This window comes from Frigoribacterium sp. NBH87, from assembly GCF_014217665.1.
Lineage (GTDB): Bacteria > Actinomycetota > Actinomycetes > Actinomycetales > Microbacteriaceae > Frigoribacterium > Frigoribacterium endophyticum.
Genome location: NZ_CP043650.1, coordinates 1,334,839 through 1,353,791, shown reverse-complemented (window position 1 = coordinate 1,353,791; position 18,953 = coordinate 1,334,839). Strand labels below are relative to the sequence as shown.

18 protein-coding genes are annotated in these 18,953 nt (G+C 73.6%); 13 read left to right on the top strand and 5 right to left on the bottom strand.

Translation table 11 applies throughout. The features are described from left to right. Window positions 1-4: 4 nt before the first annotated feature. The 9 genes from iolB to F1C15_RS06170 all read left to right on the top strand — a co-directional run bounded on the left by iolB (window position 5) and on the right by F1C15_RS06170 (window position 9,487). The gene (gene iolB, locus F1C15_RS06210; protein ID WP_185234125.1) at window positions 5-931 is read left to right on the top strand and encodes a 5-deoxy-glucuronate isomerase; all 927 of its coding nucleotides are present in this window, start codon (window positions 5-7) and stop codon (window positions 929-931) included. Then, on the top strand, window positions 928-2,826 hold the full coding sequence (gene iolD, locus F1C15_RS06205) for a 3D-(3,5/4)-trihydroxycyclohexane-1,2-dione acylhydrolase (decyclizing) (RefSeq protein ID WP_185233630.1): 1,899 nt from the start codon (window positions 928-930) through the stop codon (window positions 2,824-2,826). The genes iolB and iolD overlap by 4 nt, the downstream gene beginning before the upstream one ends. A gap of 47 nt (window positions 2,827-2,873) precedes the next feature. Continuing rightward, complete coding sequence (locus tag F1C15_RS06200; RefSeq protein ID WP_185233629.1) at window positions 2,874-3,842, top strand: sugar phosphate isomerase/epimerase; 969 nt, start codon at window positions 2,874-2,876, stop codon at window positions 3,840-3,842. Window positions 3,843-3,875: 33 nt separating this feature from the next. Beyond that, a complete protein-coding gene (locus F1C15_RS06195; RefSeq protein ID WP_185233628.1) occupies window positions 3,876-4,937 on the top strand; it encodes a Gfo/Idh/MocA family protein in 1,062 nt (353 codons plus the stop codon). A gap of 6 nt (window positions 4,938-4,943) precedes the next feature. Beyond that, window positions 4,944-5,813: a sugar phosphate isomerase/epimerase family protein gene (locus tag F1C15_RS06190; RefSeq protein WP_185234123.1), complete on the top strand. Its 870-nt coding sequence runs from the start codon at window positions 4,944-4,946 to the stop codon at window positions 5,811-5,813. A gap of 59 nt (window positions 5,814-5,872) precedes the next feature. Continuing rightward, complete coding sequence (locus F1C15_RS06185) at window positions 5,873-7,015, top strand: transaldolase family protein (RefSeq protein WP_185233627.1); 1,143 nt, start codon at window positions 5,873-5,875, stop codon at window positions 7,013-7,015. 126 nt (window positions 7,016-7,141) lie between these two features. Continuing rightward, window positions 7,142-7,561, top strand: a complete 420-nt coding sequence (locus F1C15_RS06180; RefSeq protein WP_056056942.1) for a tautomerase family protein — start codon at window positions 7,142-7,144, stop codon at window positions 7,559-7,561. 42 nt (window positions 7,562-7,603) lie between these two features. After that, window positions 7,604-8,443: an alpha/beta fold hydrolase gene (locus F1C15_RS06175; RefSeq protein WP_185233626.1), complete on the top strand. Its 840-nt coding sequence runs from the start codon at window positions 7,604-7,606 to the stop codon at window positions 8,441-8,443. 417 nt (window positions 8,444-8,860) lie between these two features. Next, on the top strand, window positions 8,861-9,487 hold the full coding sequence (locus F1C15_RS06170) for a hypothetical protein (RefSeq protein ID WP_185233625.1): 627 nt from the start codon (window positions 8,861-8,863) through the stop codon (window positions 9,485-9,487). A 39-nt stretch (window positions 9,488-9,526) separates the two neighbouring features. Here the strand turns inward: F1C15_RS06170 and F1C15_RS06165 are convergent, their stop codons facing one another. Further along, window positions 9,527-10,357: a GntR family transcriptional regulator gene (locus F1C15_RS06165; RefSeq protein WP_185233624.1), complete on the bottom strand. Its 831-nt coding sequence runs from the start codon at window positions 10,355-10,357 to the stop codon at window positions 9,527-9,529. Window positions 10,358-10,614: 257 nt separating this feature from the next. On the opposite strand from F1C15_RS06165, the gene F1C15_RS06160 reads away from it, so the two are divergent. The 4 genes from F1C15_RS06160 to F1C15_RS06145 all read left to right on the top strand — a co-directional run bounded on the left by F1C15_RS06160 (window position 10,615) and on the right by F1C15_RS06145 (window position 14,144). Next, window positions 10,615-11,670: a methionine ABC transporter ATP-binding protein gene (locus F1C15_RS06160; protein ID WP_185233623.1), complete on the top strand. Its 1,056-nt coding sequence runs from the start codon at window positions 10,615-10,617 to the stop codon at window positions 11,668-11,670. After that, the gene (locus tag F1C15_RS06155) at window positions 11,667-12,440 is read left to right on the top strand and encodes a methionine ABC transporter permease (protein WP_185233622.1); all 774 of its coding nucleotides are present in this window, start codon (window positions 11,667-11,669) and stop codon (window positions 12,438-12,440) included. The genes F1C15_RS06160 and F1C15_RS06155 overlap by 4 nt, the downstream gene beginning before the upstream one ends. A 167-nt stretch (window positions 12,441-12,607) precedes the next feature. After that, complete coding sequence (locus tag F1C15_RS06150) at window positions 12,608-13,549, top strand: MetQ/NlpA family ABC transporter substrate-binding protein (RefSeq protein WP_185233621.1); 942 nt, start codon at window positions 12,608-12,610, stop codon at window positions 13,547-13,549. A gap of 91 nt (window positions 13,550-13,640) precedes the next feature. Further along, complete coding sequence (locus F1C15_RS06145; RefSeq protein WP_056056933.1) at window positions 13,641-14,144, top strand: pyridoxamine 5'-phosphate oxidase family protein; 504 nt, start codon at window positions 13,641-13,643, stop codon at window positions 14,142-14,144. 89 nt (window positions 14,145-14,233) lie between these two features. Here F1C15_RS06145 and F1C15_RS06140 read toward each other — a convergent pair whose 3' ends face one another. The 4 genes from F1C15_RS06140 to F1C15_RS06125 form a co-directional block, all read right to left on the bottom strand. Then, window positions 14,234-14,746 carry a GNAT family N-acetyltransferase gene (locus F1C15_RS06140; RefSeq protein ID WP_219731576.1) on the bottom strand — a complete coding sequence of 171 codons (513 nt, stop codon included), beginning with the start codon at window positions 14,744-14,746 and terminating at the stop codon, window positions 14,234-14,236. Then, window positions 14,743-15,972, bottom strand: coding sequence for an MFS transporter (locus F1C15_RS06135; RefSeq protein WP_255465516.1), 1,230 nt, complete (start codon window positions 15,970-15,972; stop codon window positions 14,743-14,745). The genes F1C15_RS06140 and F1C15_RS06135 overlap by 4 nt, the downstream gene beginning before the upstream one ends. Further along, window positions 15,969-16,847, bottom strand: a complete 879-nt coding sequence (locus tag F1C15_RS06130) for a helix-turn-helix transcriptional regulator (RefSeq protein WP_056056927.1) — start codon at window positions 16,845-16,847, stop codon at window positions 15,969-15,971. The genes F1C15_RS06135 and F1C15_RS06130 overlap by 4 nt, the downstream gene beginning before the upstream one ends. Before the next feature lie 86 nt (window positions 16,848-16,933). After that, entirely contained in the window at window positions 16,934-18,844 is a 1,911-nt protein-coding gene (locus F1C15_RS06125; protein WP_185233619.1) for a beta-galactosidase family protein, read from the bottom strand. Window positions 18,845-18,953: the final 109 nt, after the last annotated feature.

The window sequence follows — 18,953 nt, the reverse complement described above, 5'->3', positions numbered from 1 at the left end:
CGACATGGACGACGAGACGCGCTGGTTCTTCCCCCGCGGCGACCTGGCCCACGACGACTGGCAGACCGTGGTCGACGGCGAGCTCGACGGCTGGCAGCACACCGGCCTGCGCGTCGGGGAGCTCGTCGACGGTGCCGAGCTGCGGCTGGCCCCACGGCAGGTGGAGCGCATGGTCGTGCCGCTGACCGGCGACGTCGTCGTCGAGTGGAGCGACGAGCGAGGCGGCTCGGGGACGGTCGAGCTCGCCGGGCGGCCCTCCGTCTTCGAGGGGCCGGCCGACGTCGTCTACCTCGGGGTCGGCACGGAGGCGCGCCTCACCGGATCGGGTCGCGTCGCGGTCGCCGAGGCGCCCGCCGACCAGGTGCTCGACGTGCAGGTGCTGCGTGCCGCCGACATCCCCGTCGAGATCAGGGGCGCGGGCCGCTCCACCCGACAGGTGCACAACTTCGGGACACCGGCGGGCCTGCACGCCCAGAAGTTGATCGTCTGCGAAGTGGTGACCCCGGCCGAGAACTGGTCGTCGTACCCGCCGCACAAGCACGACGAGTCGGTGCCCGGGACGGAGTCCCGGCTCGAGGAGATCTACTACTTCGAGTCCGCCGTCAGCCGTGGCCTCGCCGCCCCCGGCCAGGCCGACCCGTTCGGCATGTTCGCCACCTACGGCTCGCCTGCCGGGCAGATCCAGGTGGACCAGCTCGTCCGCACCGGCGACGTCGCCCTCGTGCCCTTCGGCTACCACGGCCCGGCCGTCGCCGCCCCCGGGTACGACCTGTACTACCTCAACGTCATGGCCGGCCCCGACCCCGAGCGTGCGTGGCTCATCACCGACGACCCCGCCCACGGCTGGGTGCGCACCCAGTGGGAGTCGCAGGACCCGGACCCGCGCCTTCCCTACCTCCCCTCAGCAGCACCGAAAGGACCCCGCCCGTGACGACGAAGCGACTCACCGTCGGCCAGGCACTGGTCGAGTTCCTGGCCGCCCAGTGGACCGTCGACGGCGACGTGCGGGAACGCACGATCCCCGGCATGTTCGGCATCTTCGGCCACGGCAACGTCGCCGGCGTCGGCCAGGCCCTGAAGCAGTACCACGTCGACCGCCCCGGCCTGATGCCGTACCTGCAGGCTCGCAACGAGCAGGCCATGGTCCACGAGGCCGTCGGCTACGCCCGGATGCACCGGAGGCGCGCCACCTACGCGAGCACCACCTCCGTCGGCCCCGGCGCCGCCAACATGCTCACCGCAGCGGCCCTGGCGACGACCAACCGCCTCCCCGCGCTGCTGCTGCCGAGCGACACCTTCGCGACACGGGTCAGCGACCCCGTGCTGCAGCAGATCGAGATGCCGCACGACACCTCCCTGCAGGTGACCGACGCGTTCCGGCCACTGTCGCGCTTCTTCGACCGTGTCGACCGGCCGGAGCAGCTGTTCTCGATCGCCCTCGCCGCCATGAGGGTGCTGACCGACCCTGCCGAGACCGGGGCCGTCACGATCGCCCTCCCGGAGGACGTCCAGGCCGAGTGGCTCGACGTCCCCGAGGAGTTCCTGCAGCCGCGGGAGTGGCACGTCCGTCGCCCAGTCCCCGAGCGCGGGCCGCTCGAGCGAGCCGTCGCCGCCGTCCGGTCCGCGAAGCGCCCCGTCATCGTCGCCGGCGGGGGAGTGCTCTACTCCGGCGCCGAGCAGCAGCTCGACGCCCTCGCCCGGTCGACGGGGATCCCCGTCGGGACCACGCAGGCCGGGGGAGGCGCGCTCGCCTGGGACCACCCCCAGTACCTCGGCGGCATCGGCGCCACCGGCACGACCGCCGCGAACCGCATCGCGGCCGAGGCGGACGTCGTCATCGGCATCGGCACGCGCTACAGCGACTTCACCACCGCCTCCCGAACAGCCTTCCAGGAGGCGGGCGTGCAGTTCGTGAACGTCAACATCGCCTCCTTCGACGCCTACAAGCACGGCTCCCAGCTGCCCGTCGTGGCCGACGCCCGCGAGGCGATCGACGCCCTCGGCGCAGCCCTCGCGGAGCACACGGTCCCCGCCGAGCACGCGACGCGCGTCGCCGCCGAGAAGGCCGCGTGGGACGACCTGGTCGACGAGGCGTTCCTGCCGTCCGGTCTCGCCCTGCCCGGCCAGCCCGAGATCATCGGCGCGGTCCAGGCCGCCAGCGACCCCACCGACGTCGTCGTCCAGGCGGCGGGGTCGCTCCCCGGCGACCTGCACAAGCTCTGGCGCGTCCGCGACCCGCTGGGCTACCACGTCGAGTACGCGTTCTCGTGCATGGGCTACGAGATCGCCGGCGGCCTCGGCGTCAAGCGGGGCGCCCCTGATCGCGACGTCATCGTCATGGTCGGCGACGGCTCCTACCTCATGCTCCACACCGAGCTCGTCACCGCCGTCGCCGAGGGCGTGAAGATCATCGTCGTGCTCATCCAGAACCACGGCTACGCCTCGATCGGCCACCTGTCCGAGACGGTCGGCGCCGACCGCTTCGGCACCCTGTACCGCAGGCTCGACCCCGACTCCCTCGACTTCCAGGGCAGCGAGGTCCTCCCGGTCGACCTGGCGATGAACGCCCGCAGCTACGGGGTCGACGTCATCGAGGTGCAGCCCACCGAGAACGCCGTCGCCGACCTGACCGCCGCGCTGGCCGCGGCCAAGGCGTCGCCCACGACCACCCTCATCCACATCAACAGCGACCCCCTCGTCTACGCCCCCGACGGCGAGGGCTGGTGGGACGTCCCCGTCGCCCAGGTCTCCACCCTCGACGCCACCGAGGCGGCCCTCGCCGACTACCGGGAGCACCGGTCGGCCCAGCGTCCGCTCCTCGGCTGACTCCCTCCCCTCGACCTCACGACACGCTCACGAAAGGCACCGCCGCCATGACCGACACCGTCACCGATCCCGACGCCACACCCGTCGAGACCCCCTCCGCGACGACCGACCGGGGGCTGCGCATCGGCACAGCCCCCGACTCGTGGGGGGTGTGGTTCCCGGAGCACCCCAGCCAGATCCCGTGGCCGCGGTTCCTCGACGAGGTGCAGCAGGCCGGCTACCGGTGGATCGAGCTCGGCCCGTACGGCTACCTCCCCACCGACCCCCACCAGCTCGAGGACGAACTCGGCCAGCGCGGCCTCAAGCTCTCGGCCGGGACGGTCTTCACCGGCTTCCACAAGGGCGACGACCAGTGGCAGCGCGCCTGGGACCAGGCCCTCGCCGTCGCGGGGCTGGCCTCGGCGCTCGGCGCCGAGCACCTCGTCGTCATCCCCGACCTCTGGCGCAGCGACGCCACCAGCGAGGTCCTGGAGGCACGCACCCTCACCGACGACCAGTGGACGGCGCTCGGCTCCGGCCACGACAAGCTCGGCAAGGCGCTGCTCGAGGAGTTCGGGGTGAAGCAGCAGTTCCACACCCACGCCGACAGCCACGTGGGCACCCACCAGGAGACCGAGCGGTTCCTGGCCGAGACCGACGCCCGCTACACGAACCTCTGCCTCGACACCGGCCACTTCGCGTACTACGGCGGCGACGCCGTCCGCCTCGTCGAGACCCATCCCGACCGGATCGGCTACCTGCACCTCAAGCAGGTCGACTCCGACCTCCGCTTCACGGTCCTGAAGAACGACGTGCCCTTCGGCGACGCCGTCGCGATGGGCGTGATGGTCGAGCCCCCGAAGGGGGTGCCCGACCTGGCGCCGATCATCGAGGCGGTCAGCGACATCGACCCCGACATCTTCGCCATCGTCGAACAGGACATGTTCCCGGTCGAGTCGATCGACCTGCCGCTCGGCATCGCCACCCGGACCCGGGAGCACATCTTCAGCTGCTCGCGTCGCGTCCGTACCCACTAGTCGTCCCGTCACGCCGTTCGAAGGAGAACACCCATGACCATCCCCAGCACCGGAAACCTCCGCGTCGCCGTCGTCGGCGCGGGCATGATGGGCGCCGACCACGTGTCGCGCATCACGCAGCGCATCAGCGGAGCGGAGGTCGTCGCCGTCGTCGACCCCGACGTCGCCCGCGTCACGGCAGCCGCGGAGCTCGCGCCCGGCGCCGAGACCTTCGCGTCGTTCGAGGAGGCACTCGCCGCCACGCGCCTCGACGCGGTCATCATCGCGACCCCGGGGTTCCTGCACGAGCCCGTCATCCTCCCGGCCCTGGAGGCCGGACTCGCGATCCTCAGCGAGAAGCCCCTCTCCGACACGGTCGAGTCGAGCCTCCGCATCATCGAGGCCGAGCAGAGGCTCGACCGTCCGCACATCCAGGTGGGCTTCATGCGTCGCTTCGACGCCGGCTACCTCGAGCTGCGCGAGCTCGTCGCGTCGGGGGCCCACGGCGCGCTGCTCGCCCTGCACTGCGCCCACCGGAACCCGTCGACGCCTCCCAACTTCTCCGAGTCGGCCCTCATCACCGACTCGGTCATCCACGAGATCGACGTCGTGCCGTTCGTCGTGGGCGAGCCGATCGTGTCGATCGAGGTCAAGAAGCCCCGCCGCAACTCCCTCGCCCCCGACGGACTGCGCGACCCGCAGTTCGTGCTCCTCGAGACCGCCTCGGGCGTGCTGGCGATCGTCGAGATCAACGTGAACGTGCAGTTCGGCTACCAGGTGACGACGGACGCCGTGTTCGAGAGCGGCGTGGCGTCCATCGGACGCCCGCAGGGCATCGAGGTGGCCGCGGCGGGCAGCACGGGCCAGGGCATCACGCCGTCGTTCAAGGAGCGCTTCGGCGCGGCGTACGACGTCGAGGTCCAGCGCTGGGTCGACGCCGCGCACGCCGGCACCATCGACGGCCCCTCGGCGTGGGACGGCTACCTCGCGAGCGTCGTCGCCGACGCGGGCGTCGTCGCGCAGGCGTCGGGCGAGAAGGTGCCGGTGCGGTACGCGCTCGACAAGCCGGCCTTCTACGAGGTCTCGCCCGCCTCCTCCGTCCTCGCGGGGGCGTAGAGCATGGTGAAGATCGCCCTCGACCCGACGCCGCTGCACCACACCCACTCGCTGCTGGAGCTGCCCCGCAAGGTCGCCGAGCTCGGCTACGACCACCTCCAGCTGACCCCGCACGCGGACTTCATCCCGTTCTTCCGGCACCCGAAGGCCGACGACGACCTCGTCGACGCCTTCGCGGCTGCCTGCAGGGAAGCAGGGGTGCAGATCGCGTCCGTGCTGCCGGTGCTGCGCTGGTCCGGCCCGGACGAGGAGTCGCGACGCGCGGCCGTCAAGCAGTGGAAGCGGGTGATCGAGATCACGGCTCGTCTCGGCGTCGGCGTCATCAACACCGAGTTCAGCGGGCGCCCCGAGCGGCAGGAGGAGTCCGAGCGACAGTTCTACTGGTCGATGGAGGAGCTCCTGCCGATCTTCGAGCGCGAGGGGATCCAGGTGTACATCGACCCCCATCCCGACGACTTCGTCGAGGACGGCCTCGAGGCGCTGCGGGTCATCCGCGGACTGAACTCGCGGAGCGTCGGTCTCGCCTACGTGGCCTGCCACACGTTCCACTACGGCGGCGACATGGCCGGGATCATGGCGGCGGCGGGGCAGTCGCTGGGGCTGGTGCACATCGCCGACACGTTCGACCACAACCGATCGCACGGCCTGCGCTACATCAGCAACCCGCCCGGCACCGCGGCCCGGGTGCACCAGCACCTCAAGATCGGCGACGGGGACGTCGACTGGGACGGCTTCTTCGGCGGCCTGTCCGAGATCGGCTTCCTCGACCGGCCGGACACGATCGCCGTGTCGAGCGTCTTCGCCGAGGACGAGTCGGTCGACGAGGTCAGCCGGTACCAGCTCGAGCAGATCCGCTCCCGCATCGCCGCGGCCTGAGCCCCGCAGCACAGAAGAGAGCCGCCACGACGGGGGCTCGACGACCTCAGAGGAGAGCAATGAGCTCCACCACCGACTCCAGCTCCGCCACCGCCACCGCCACCGACACCGGCATCTCCGCGCCGTCGTCCGACGACCGGCCGAGCCTGCTCCGCGCCGCACAGGACACCCCCACCAGCCTCTGGAACGACTCGGCGGACCCCGCCGAACTGGCTGCCTCGATCGCGTTCGGCGCCGTCGGTGCGACCTGCAACCCGGTGATCGCCTACACGGTGATCAAGAACAACATCGACACCTGGGGCCCTCGTCTGCGCGAGATGGCCGACGAGCACCCGACCGCCGGCGAGTCCGAGCTGGGCTGGCTCGCCGTCGAGGAACTGAGCGTCCAGGCGGCGAAGCTGCTCGAGCCCGCCTTCCGGGCATCGGGCGGTCGGGACGGTCGGCTGTCGATGCAGACCGACCCCCGCCTCCACCGGGACGCCGCGGCGCTCGTCGAGCAGGCCGTGCACTTCTCCGGGCTCGCGGAGAACATCATCGTGAAGATCCCGGCGACCGAGGTCGGCATCCAGGCGATGGAGGAGGCCACGTACCGCGGCGTGAGCATCAACGCGACGGTCTCGTTCACGGTGGCTCAGGCGCTCGCCGTCGGCGCCGCGATCGAGCGCGGCCTCGACCGCCGCACGGCCGACGGGCTCGTGGACCACGAGTTCGGGTCGGTCGTGACCATCATGGGCGGTCGACTGGACGACTGGCTCAAGGCCGTGGCGAAGCGCGACCACGTGCTGATCGAGCCCGGCCACCTCGAGTGGGCCGGCGTCGCGGCGCTCAAGAAGGCCCACCACGAGTTCGTGGCGCGCGGCTACCGGTCGCGGATCCTCTCGGCCGCGTTCCGCAACCACCTGCAGTGGAGCGAGCTCGTCGGGGGAGATCTCGTCGTCTCGCCTCCGTTCCAGTGGCAGGTCGACATCAACGCGAACTCGGTGCCCGCCGAGCACCGCATCGACGTGCCCGTCGACCAGGACGTCCTCGACGCGCTGCGCGAGAAGCTCCCCGAGGAGTGGCACCGGGCCTACGACGTCGACGGCATGACGATCGACGAGTTCGAGCGCTTCGGAGCGTGCGTGGTCACCCTGCGGCAGTTCCTCGAGGCCGACGCGCAGCTCGACGCCCTGGTGCGCGACGTCATCGTCCCTGCCGTCTGAGGCGCGGCGGGGGAGGCGCGGTGTCCGTCACGGACACCGCGCCTCCCCCCCCGGCTGGACATGGCACACCGGACCCTCGCTTGTTAGTATGTAAGAACATAATCCTCTGACAGAAGGACCCACCTCATGCCCCTCGTCCGCATCGACCTCATGGCCGGCCGTTCGCCGGAACAGGTCACCGCCATCGCCGACTCGATCCACGCCTCGATCGTCGAGGTCTACGGCATCCCCGTCCGCGACCGGTTCCAGGTCGTCACCGAGCTGCCCACGGGCCGCATCGTCGCCGAGGACGCCGGGCTGGGCTTCGAGCGGACCGACGGGGTCGTCATGATCCAGATCTTCACGCAGAGGGGGCGGAGCGACGAGACGAAGCAGGCCCTCTACGCCCGCATCGCCGCGGGGCTCCACGACCTGGGCGTCGCCGGCGAGGACGTCTTCATCGGGTACGTCGAGAACGGCCCCCAGGACTGGTCGTTCGGCTTCGGCGTCGCGCAGTACATGAACGGCGAGCTGAAGGTCCCCGCCGCGGCGCCCGCGGTCGGGTGACGCGGGCGCGCGCGCTCGCCCCTCGCTGCCTAGGCTGAGCCGATGGACCGCCTGACCCGCTACGAGCGTGACGGCCTCGTGTTCGAGACCACCGACTCCGGCCCCGCGGAGGGCGAGGTGGTCGTGCTGCTGCACGGGTTCCCCGCCACCCGGGCCAGCTGGCGCGACGTCGTGCCCCGGCTCGAGGCGGCGGGGCTGCGCTGCCTCGTGCCGCTGCAGCGCGGCTACTCGCCGGGCGCGCGACCGCGGGGGAGGCGCGCCTACCCGTCGACGGAGCTGGTCGCCGACGTCGTGGCCCTGCTCGACGAGGCCGGCATCGACCGCGCCCACGTCGTCGGGCACGACTGGGGCGTGGCCGTCGCGTGGAAGCTCGCCGCCGAGCACCCCGACCGGGTCGCCAGCCTCACGGTGCTGTCCACGCCGCACCCCGCCGCCCTGGCCGCCTCGCTGACGTCGTCGTCGCAGGCGCTGCGCTCCTGGTACATGGGCGCCTTCCAGCTGCCGTGGCTGCCCGAGGTGCTGCTCCGCCGCCGGCTGGCGCCCGTGCTGCAGGGCACGGGGCTGCCCGCCGAGCGGGCGGAGGAGTACGCGGACGCGATGCGCGACTCCCGGGCCCTCACCGGGGCGATCGCCTGGTACCGCGCCCTCTGGCTGCCGGGGGGAGGCGCGAGGCCGTCGCTGGCGACCGGTCGCGTCACCGTCCCCACCCGGTACCTGTGGGGTCGCCACGACACCGCGCTCGGACGCCGCGCGGCGGAGCTCACCGCACGTCACGTGTCGGGGCCGTACCGGTTCGTCGAGCTCGACGAGGGGCACTGGCTGCCCGAGGTCGCGCCGCGCGTCGTCGCGGAGGCCGTGCTGGACGCCGTGCGGGCGGACTGAGCGGCGAGGCCCGCGGCCTGACGGCCGCCCCGAGCCAGGGGCGGAGAGAGAACTGAGGTGGGGCCGGCATCGCGGACCCCTCCGCGGCGACCCCACCGCGAGGCCAGGGACCCGAATCCCACGACCTCGTGCGAACGGCTGAGCCGCCCGATGAGAGAGACAGTATAGGCTGTGAGCGCGAACAGGCGCGACGATGCCTCGACATGAAGAGGGTGTGACGCCCCTCGCGGTTCGGGCCGAGAGGGGCGTCCGTCCGCCGTCGGAGCGTGCCGACGGTGGGGCACATCGATCGGGGTACATCGAGGGCTAGGTGCCTCCGGGGGACAGCGCTCGACACTACGCTCCCGTCCGCCGCTCGCTCACAGGAAAGCCTCGACGCGGCGTCCGCGCCCGCCGGGGCGCCGGTACGGTCGGGGGATGACCGACGCCACGCCCCCGGCCCTGTCCACCCGTCTGGTCGTCGCCGGCTCCCTCTTCGGCGGAGCGGCGCTCCTCTTCCTCCTGCGGCTCGTCGTCGTCGCGGCCGCGTCGTCGGCGTTCGTCTTCGTCACCGTGCTGCCGGTGCTGCTCTTCGCCGCCGCCCTCGTCGTGTCGGTCTCTCTCTGGCTGGTGAGCGGCAGCCGGTCCCAGCCGGGCATCGCGGGCCCCAGCCGCCCGGGCCGGCTCGGCCTGCGCATCGCCGCCGTGGCCCTCGTCGTGGTGCCGGCCCTGACCGCGGTGCTGCCGGCGCGCTCGCTGATCGGCTGGCAGGTCGCCGTGCTCTCCAGCGCCGTGGAGTTCATCGGCCTGGTCGCGCTCGTGCTCGCCGCCGTCGTCGTCGTGCGGGTGCGCGTCGTGCCGGCGCTCGCCGGGTGGTCGCTGCTCGTCTGGGCCGCCCTCGCCGTGGTGCGGCAGCTCTTCTTCACGTCGCCCGTGTGGCTGGGCGAGGCCAGCGTCCTGATCGCCTGGGGAGGGCAGATCCTCGCCGTCCTCTCGGCGGCCTTCGTCGCGGTCGCCTGGCTGCTCGTCGGCCTGCGGCGGGCCCCGGAGGCGCGGGTCGGCTGACCGGAGCGGGCTCCGGTGGACTCGTGGCGCCGGTCGCGCCTACTTGTCGACCAGGGTGACCGAGAACGAGTAGAGGTCGGGTCGGTAGCAGTGGTACCCGACCTCGACCGCTCGCCCGGAGGCGTCGTAGGCCGTCCGGGTCATGGTGAGCAGCGGCCCGGCGGGCTCGATCTCGAGCAGCTCAGCCTCGCCGCGGGTGGCTGCACGGGCGCCGATCCGCTGCTTCGCCACCCGCATGGTCACCCCGCGGGCCCGCAGCAGCTGGTACAGCCCGTGGGCGGCCAGGTCGTCGGAGGCGAACTCGGCGAGGTCGCGCGGGAGGTAGTTCTCGAGCACCGCGACCGGCACGTCGTCGGCGAGCCGGAGGCGCCGGATGTGGTCGACGGCCGTCCCCGGGGGCAGGCCGAGCGCCGTCGCGACCTTGACGTCGGCGGGCACGACCTCGTGGCCCAGCAGCCGCGTCGACGGCGTCTGCCCGCTCGCGGCGAGGTCCTCGTAGAGGCTCGTCAGCTGGACGTCGCGCATCACCGGTCCGTGCACGACCTGGGTGCCGATGCCGCGGCGCCGCACGACCAGCCCCTTGTCGACGAGCTCCTGGATGGCGCGCCGGATCGTCGGGCGCGAGAGCCCCAGGCGCTCGCCCAGACCGACCTCGTTCTCGAGGCGTGAGCCGGGCGGCAGCTGACCGCTGAGGACGGCGGACTCGAGGCGGACGGAGATCTGGTACCAGAGCGGCACCGGGCCCCCGCGGTCCAGGTCGGCGAAGAGGTCCGCGGGCAGCTCTCCGAGGGGCCCGGACGCGGCGGTCGGCTCGGCCGCCCCGGGCGTCGTTCCGGGCGTCGTTCCGGGCGTCGTCACGGCATCGGTCATCGTGCCCCCCTCCGGGTCGTCGGACCTCCATGTGCGGACAACCCTACGCGTCGGTGCCCGCCCGGCGGGGCAGACCCGCCCCGCCGGGGGCGCGATCGGTCGGCGCGGCCCCGTGACGACGCACGGGGACGCGCGACGACGCACGGGGTCACGGGGCGACACATGACGTGATGATCCCTCGCGGGCCGACCCGCGCCTCCCTATGCTCGGCGGCACCCGGCGGGAGGCCCCCCGCCACACCGACCCAGGAGGACACCATGATCAGCCTCGAGGCGCTGACCAAGGTCCACGTGACCGGCACGACGCGCACCACGGTGCTCGACCAGGTCGACTTCTCCGTCGGCGCCGGCGAGATCGCGGCCGTCGTCGGCCCGAGCGGAGCGGGCAAGAGCACGTTGGCGGAGTGCGTCACGCTGCTGCAGCGCCCCACCTCGGGCCGGGTCGTCGTCAACGGCGACGACCTCACGGCCCTCGGCGAGCGCGACCTGCGGGTCGCGCGGCGCCGCATCGGCACGGTCTTCCAGTCGGACGGGCTCTTCGGGCGTCGCACGGCGGCCCAGAACGTCGCGCTGCCGCTCGAGTACCTCGGCGTCACGCGCGCCGAGGCGCGTCGCCGGGTCGCCGAGCTGCTCGACCGGGTCGGCCTCGGGCACCGGGCCGACGCCCGGCCGCACGAGCTGTCGGGCGGGCAGCGGCAACGCGTCGGCATCGCCCGGGCGCTCGCGCTCCGGCCCAGCGTGCTGCTGGCCGACGAGGCCACCTCCGGCCTCGACCCCGCCTCGACGGCGTCGATCGTGGGCCTGCTGCGCGAGCTGCGCGACGACCTCGGCCTGTCGATCCTCTTCGTCACGCACGAGATGGACACCGTGCTGCAGATCGCCGACAGCGTCGCCCGTCTCGACCACGGCCGCGTCGTCGAGCGGGGGCGGCTGCTCGACCTGCTGCGCGACCCCGCGTCGCCGCTCGGCACGGCGCTCCGCCCGGCCCGGCAGGCGGCCGAGGCCCCGCCCGGCGCGGGGCCGTGGCGGCTCGACTACGTCTCGGCCGACGTGCCGGCCGACTGGCCCTCCCGGCTCGGCGAGGCGCTCGGCGCCCCGGTGGCCCTGCTCGGCGCCTCGGTCGAGAGCCTGGGAGGCGCCACCGTCGGCCACGTCACCGTGGCCGTCCCCGAGGCGGTCACCGACCGCCTCCCCGGGGTCGCCGCGGCGCTCGGGCTCGCGGCCCGCCGCGCCGGGCAGGGCGCCGCCCCCGCTCAGACCCTGGACGTCGTGGGCGTCGTGGCCGGCGTGGCCGGCGCGGAGCTGGTCCGATGAGCGCCGTCCTCGCCGCCGGCGCGCCCGCCGCCTACGACAACTCGGTGCCCCTCGCCGAGATCCCCGCGCTCGTGCTGCCCGCGCTCGGCGACACCTTCCTCATGGTCGGCATCGTGATGGCGATCGTCGTCGTGCTGGGCGTGCCCCTCGGCGCGCTCGTGCACAACCTCGGCCCGGCCGGCCTCGCCCCCGCCCCCGCGGTGCACACCGTGCTCAGCGGGGTCGTGAGCATCGGCCGCTCCCTGCCCTTCCTCATCCTGATGGCGTCGATCGTGCCGTTCACCCGCTTCGTCACGGGCACGAACATCGGCATCGCCGCGGCGGTCGTCCCGATGTCGATCGCCGGCGTCGCCTTCTTCACGAGGATCGTCGAGAACTCGCTCCGCAGCGTCCCCTCCGACCGGGTGCGCGTCGCGACGGCGAGCGGGGCCTCCCCGCTGCAGATCGTCCGCACCGCCCAGCTCTCGGAGGCGCTGCCGAGCCTCATCGGCGGCCTCACGATCAACACGATCGCCATGATCGAGTACTCGGCGATCGCCGGCACCATCGGCGCGGGCGGCATCGGCTACGTCGCCGTCACCTACGGCTACCAGCGCTTCGACCACACGGTGATGATCGTCACGATCGTCCTCCTCGTGGCCACCGTCGCCGCGGTGCAGCTGATCGGCGACGCCGCCGTCCGGGCCACCAGCCCGGAGCCGGTGCCGCGCCGACGCTGGTGGCGTCGCCGCTCCCCGGGGCCGACGCCGGTCGCCGTCACCGCCGTGTGACGTCGGCCGGGGCCCCGGGTGCACCGCGCCTCCGGCCCGTCGGCGTCCGACTCCTCTCGTCTCCCCGTCTGCTCCTCTCCTCCTCACCGGACCCGGCCCCGTCGCGGTCGCCGGTGTCCCGTCACGCCCTCCGCAGCCCCGGCTGCCCGCTCCGAAGGACCCTGATCATGCCCGAGAACACGCCCGCCGCCGCCGACCCCGCCCGCACGGCCGCCCCCGCGGCCTCCGCCCACGACCACGGCTTCGAGCTGAAGCGTCGTCGTCGCTGGCCCTGGATCGCGGGCGGGGCGGCGGTCGTCGTCGCCGTCGCGGTCGCCGTCGTGGTGCCGCTCGTCCGCCCCGACGTGCCGGCCGTGGCCGAGGCGGGCGCGACCCTGACGGTCGCGACCGCCGAGGGCAACGCCTCGGAGCAGGCGCTCGTCCAGTTCGTCGCCGACGAGGTGGCCCCGAGGTACGGCATCTCGGTCGAGTTCGAGGGGCTGAGCGACAGCAACACCATCAACCGGGCGGTCAGCGAGGGCGAGATCGCCGGCACGGTCTACCAGCACTCGCTCTGGCTCGACCAGGTGCTCGCGGCCAACCCCGACTTCCGCGAGGAGGCAGCGACGCCGGTGTTCCGCTGGGGCTTCGGCCTCTGGTCGTCGAAGTACACCGACGTCAGCCAGATCCCCGACGGGGCGACGATCTCGCTCTACTCCGACCCGGCCAACGAGGCGCAGGGGCTGTCGGTGCTGGAGCGCGCCGGCCTGATCACGCTGAAGGACGGCGTCGACGTGGGCCACGCCACCCAGGACGACATCGCGTCGAACCCCAAGGGCCTCCGCTTCACCCTGCTCGACTTCGCGGCCCAGTCGCGGGCGCTGCCCGACCTCGACGCCGCCGTCGGCTACACCGAGTACTACCTGGCGGCCGGCGTCCCGATCGAGCAGCAGATCTTCGCCCCCGCCGCCCCCGACGAGTTCGCCGGCCAGCTCACGATCGGCAGCGACTTCGCCGACGAGGCGGCGGTGCGCAAGCTCGTCGAGGCGTTCCGCGACCCCGCCGTGCAGGAGTTCCTCGCGACTGACCCGCGGGTCGCGGGCATCCTGCTGCCCCTCGACGCGGAGTAGACCGAAGGCTGGGCGCGCGCCCCCCGGGGAGAGCAGAGTGGGGGCGACCCCGGGCGCCCACCGTGCCCGGCCCTGCGCGAAGGAGCACACCGTGACCGACACGACCGGCACCACCAGCACCCACGACGACGACGTCGCCAAGCTCGCGGGGCTGCTCCGCGGCTTCGACTTCGCGATGCTCACGACCATCGACGAGAAGGGCGCCCTCGTCGGCCACCCGATGACCGTGCAGGAGGCCGAGTTCGACGGCGACCTGTGGTTCATCGTCGGGCAGGACTCCTCGGCCGTGCACCACCTGGGGCGCGAGCGGACGGTCGGCGTGACGCTGAGCTCGAACGACTCCTGGGTGTCGCTCGCCGGCACGGCTGCGGTGGTCGACGACCACGCGAAGCTCGAGGAGCTGTGGAACAGCCGCGTCGAGGCGTGGTTCCCCGACGGGCCCGCCGACCCCAACGTCGGCCTGGTGAAGTTCAGCGCCGACAGCGCCGAGTACTGGGACACCCCCGGCGGCAAGGTCGCCTCGGTGCTCTCCTTCGTCAAGTCGAAGGTGACCGGCGAGGCCCTCGAGGGCGAGAACGAGAAGATCGAGCTGTAGCGACGACCGTCGCGGCGAGACGCCGCGCCGCCGGAGGGCCCGGCACACGAGCGGTGCCGGGCCCTCCGACGTCCGTCGACGAGCCGGTGTCAGAGCTCCCGGCCGAGCGACACCGTCTCCGGCTCGTCGGCGTAGTGGCCGTAGTCGGGCACCGGCTCGTACCCGGCCGAGCGGTAGAGCCGGATCGCCTCGGGGTGCGCCGTGTTGGTCTCGAGCACCATCCAGGCCACGCCGGAGTCGCGGGCCGACTCCTCGAGCCAGCCCAGCAGCCGGCGCGAGACTCCCCGGCCGCGGTGCCCGGGCCGCACGAACAGCCGCTTGAGCTCGCCGCGCCCGTCGGGCAGCAGCCGCCAGGCGCCCATGCCGACGGGCTGCCCCGCCGGCGAGCCCTCGCGGTCCGAGCCCGCCGGCTGCGGGCTCTCCGACAGGTACGCCACCGCGAACGCCCCGCGGGGCGGCTCGAACTCGGCGGCGTCGATCGGGCTCTCGTCACGGCCGCCGTAGATCTCGACGTACAGCTGCTGCAGGCCTTCGACGAGCTGCTGCACGTCGGGGTGGTCGTACGGGCGGGCGACGATGGCGAGGTCGTGCGGTGTGCTCACCCGACCAGTCTGGCGGGGAAGGCGGTGCGCCGCCCCCACAGCGTGAGCACGAACGCCGCCGAGCCCCCGACGATCATGACGACGGGCAGCACGAGCCCGTCGGCGTGCTGGAGCAGCACCGCTCCGACGATGCCGGCCGCGAAGATCGCGACGTTGAACGCCACGGGCAGGAACGAGTTCGCGACGTCCTGCTCCGCGCCTCCCGCCGTCGTCAGGGCGGCCTGCAGCTGCGCCGAGGCGCCGCCGAAGGTGAGGCCCCAGAGGACGGCTGCGACGACGACCGCGGCGGTGACGTCGCGGCCGACGAGCAGCACGACCCCGGCCAGCACGAAGACGGCGAGGCTGCCGTGCAGCAGGGGCCGCGGGTGGCGGTCGAGCAGGGCCCCCGTCAGCACGACGCCCCCGATCGACGCGACGCCGTAGAGCAGCAGGAGGAGCTCGACCGAGAGGTCCGCGCTCGTCGACCGCAGGTACGGGGCGACGTAGGTGTAGATCGTGTTGTGCCCGAGCATCCAGGTGGCGATCACCGCGAGGATGACCGCGATGCCGGGCAGCCGTGCCACGCGGAGCAGGGGGAGGCGGCGGGCCGCCGCGTCGCCGGTCGCCGCGGGCGCCGTGGCGGCGGGCACCACGAGGGCGATGAGCACCGCGACCACCGTGGCCACGAGCGACAGCCCGCCGAACGACCAGCGCCAGTCGAGCGTGCTGCCGATCCACGAGCCGAGCGGCGTGCCGAACGCGAAGCCGAGCGGGGCGCCGGTGGAGACGATCGCGAGCGACAGCCCCGCCCGCGACGGCGGGCTGATCCGGCGGCCGTACGCCGCGAGCATGCCCCAGATGACGCCGGAGAAAGCCCCGGCGACGAAGCGGGAGGCCAGCGACAGGGCCACCTCGGTCGAGCCCGCCGTCACGGCGTTGGCGACGACGAGCCCCGCGACCGCGCCGAGCAGCAGGGGCTTGCGGCGGAGGCCGCGGGTCAGCGTGATGGCCGGCACGGTCACGACGACGGTGCCGAGGGCGTACGCGCTGATCAGGAGCCCGACCGTGCCCTCGCCGGTGTCGAGGCCCGCGGCGATCTGCGGCAGCAGCCCGGCCGGCATGGTCTCCATCGCGACCAGCACGAAGCCGATGGCGGCGAGCAGCACGAGGGCGACGACCGGCAGGCGCGTCACCTCGCCCTGCGGCGGCCGAGGGTCGACCGGGGCCGTCGCGGGGGTCGCGCTCACGAGCGCTCCGGCACGGCGTCGACGCCCTCGGTGGCTGCCCACGAGGCCAGGAGCGCGAGCCCCTCGGCCGACGGGCTGCCCGGCGCCGCCGGGTAGACGGTCATCGAGTGACCCGGGGCGTCCTGCAGCTCCATGACCAGGTAGTCGAGCTCGAGCAGACCCACGACGGGGTGACGGAACGACTTGGCTCCCGAGTAGTGTCGGCGCACCTCGTGGGCGGCCCAGCGCGCGCGGAACTCGTCGCTGCGCACCGAGAGCTCGCCGACCAGCTCGGCGAGGCCCCGGTCTCGGGGGTCGCGGCCGGCGTCACGGCGCAGGATGGCCACGTTGACGGCGGCCGCGCGCTCCCAGTCGGGGTAGAACTCCCGCGCCCGCGGGTCGAGGAAGATGAAGCGCGAGTGGTTCGCGGGCCGCTCGTCGCCGCGGTACATCTCGGAGTAGAGGGCGACGCCGAGGGCGTTGGCGGCCACCATGTCCATGCGCGTGTTCGTGACGAACGCGGGCGCCGCGGTGACCGCGTCGAGGAGGTGCTGCACCGGCGCCTCCAACGCGGCCCCGCGTGCCTCGACGACGGGCCCGCGGCGTCGGGTGGGCGCGAACGAGCGGGCCAGGTCGTAGAGGTGGTCGTGCTCGGCGCGGGTCAGCTCGAGGGCCCCGGCGATGGCGTCGAGGACGCTGTCGGAGACGCCGCCGAGGTCTCCCCGCTCGAGGCGCGTGTAGTAGTCGACGCTCACCCCGGCGAGCGTCGCGACCTCGTCGCGGCGCAGCCCCGGCACGCGCCGGCGACCACCGCCGCGACCGAGGCCGGCCTGCTCGGGGGTGATGCGCGCCCGGCGGCTGGAGAGGAAGTCGCGCACGTCAGCTCGGGGGTCCATGCCGACGACGATACGGCCGGCCCGCCGGCGGAGGCAGGCCCTGCGAGGGCCCGCCTCGGAGGCTCGACCTCGTGGCCAGGCCCCCGCTACGACTCCAGGTGCCCCAGGTCGGGCTCGGCCACGAACGACACCTCGGGCCGAGCCGCGGCGCCGGTCTCGAAGACGACCAGGTCGTTGTCGCCGGCCCGCAGCTGCTCGCCGGGCACGTAGAGCGTGTGCTGGGGGCCGCGCGTCCAGTACCGACCGAGCGCGAAGCCGTTCACGAAGGCCACGCCCTTGCCCCACGAGCGCGTGTCGAGGTAGAGGTCGGCGGGCTCGTCGACGGTGACGGTCGCGTGTGCGAACACGGGCCCGTCGAGGAACCGCACCGAGCCCGCGGCGCGGTCGGCACGACGGGTGACCGTCGCCACCATCGCGTCGAGGTCGAGCGGCAGCGACTCCCACTCGAGCAGCTCTGTGCCGTCGAGCAGGGCGGGGCCGACGAGGCCCTTCGCCTCGCCGATGTGGCGGCCGTAGTTGACGCGGCCCTGGTCCTCGACGAGCACCTCGAGCCGCGCGCCGGGCGGCACGACGATCGAGCGCTCGTGCTGGTCGCGCTGCAGCACGCCGACGCGGCGGCCGTCGACCGAGACGACGGCGCGGTCGCGCACGCCGGCGAACGAGAGCGCCCGGGGGTCGTCGCCGGCCGGCAGCGCCACGCGGTGCAGCGAGAACCCGCGGAAGGCGCTGAGCTCGTCCATGGTGGGCACGGCCGCGGTGCGGTGCCACTGCCCGGCGGCGGGGGCCACGGCGGCACGGCGACGGGTCGCGGTCGCGACCGACGCGCGCGTGTCGACCCGCGACTCCTGCCCGGCCGCCCCGGCCTGCCCGCGGTCGTCAGCGTCGCCCGCGTCGCCGACCAGCTGGTCGAGCGGCACGACGGCGTCGAAGTCGGTGCGCAGCACGGGCGCCGGCGTGCGGCGCGCGGGCAGCTCGTCGGGCACCGGCGCCCAGCGGGCGATGACGTCGCGGAAGGCGAAGAACTTGTCGGTGGGGAAGCCCGCCTCGTCGAGGGGGGCGTCGTAGTCGTACGAGGTGACGTGTGACTGGTACGTGCCCTTGTGGTTCGCGCCGTTGGTGAAGCCGAAGTTGGTGCCGCCGTGGAACATGTAGATGTTCACCGAGGCCCCGGCCGCGAGCAGCGCGTCGAGCTCGCCCGCCGCCTCGGCGACGGGGGTCGTGTGGTGGTGCTCGCCCCAGTGGTCGAACCAGCCGTCCCAGAACTCCGAGCACATCAGCGGGCCCGTCGGCTGGTGGCGACGCAGGGTCGCGAGGCGCTCGTCGGCGCGCGAGCCGAAGGAGCCCGTGCGGTGCAGGTCGGGCAGGCTGCCGCGCGAGAGCATCTCGTCGGTGGGCTGGTCGACCGTGGTCAGCGGCACGGTCACGCCGGAGGCGCGGGTCAGGTCGACGAGGTGGCGCAGGTACTCCGCGTCGTCGCCGTACGCGCCGTACTCGTTCTCGATCTGCACGAGCACGACGGGGCCGCCGGCGTCGATCAGCCGCGGCACGACGATCTCGTAGACGTGGGCGAGGAACTCGTCGACGGCGGCCAGGTAGAGGGGCTCGCTGCGGCGGACGCCGACCGCGGGGTCGTCGAAGAGCCAGCCGGGCAGCCCGCCGCCGTCCCACTCCGCGCAGATGTAGGGGCCGGGGCGCACGATCGCGTGCATGCCCTCGGCGGCCACCAGGTCGAGGAACCGGCCGAGGTCGAGGCCGCCGGTCGCGTCGAAGTCGCCGCGCTGGGGGGAGTGGGCGTTCCAGGCGACGTACGTCTCGATGGTGTTGAGCCCCATCAGCCGCGCCTTGTGGATGCGGTCGGCCCACTGGTCGGGGTGAACGCGGAAGTAGTGCAGCGCGCCGGCGAGGACGCGGTGCGGGGCGCCGTCGAGCTCGAAGTGCACGGGGCCGACGACGAAGCGGCGGCTGGTGGCGGCGGAGGCGGGCACGGGGCTCGACATGTGGCGTGTCCTGTCGGTGACGGGGAGTGCGGGGGGAGGTGCGGCGGACGCACGGCGGGGAGGCGCGACCTGCGTCGTGCCTCCCCGCCCGGTGCCCGGGAGCGCGGGC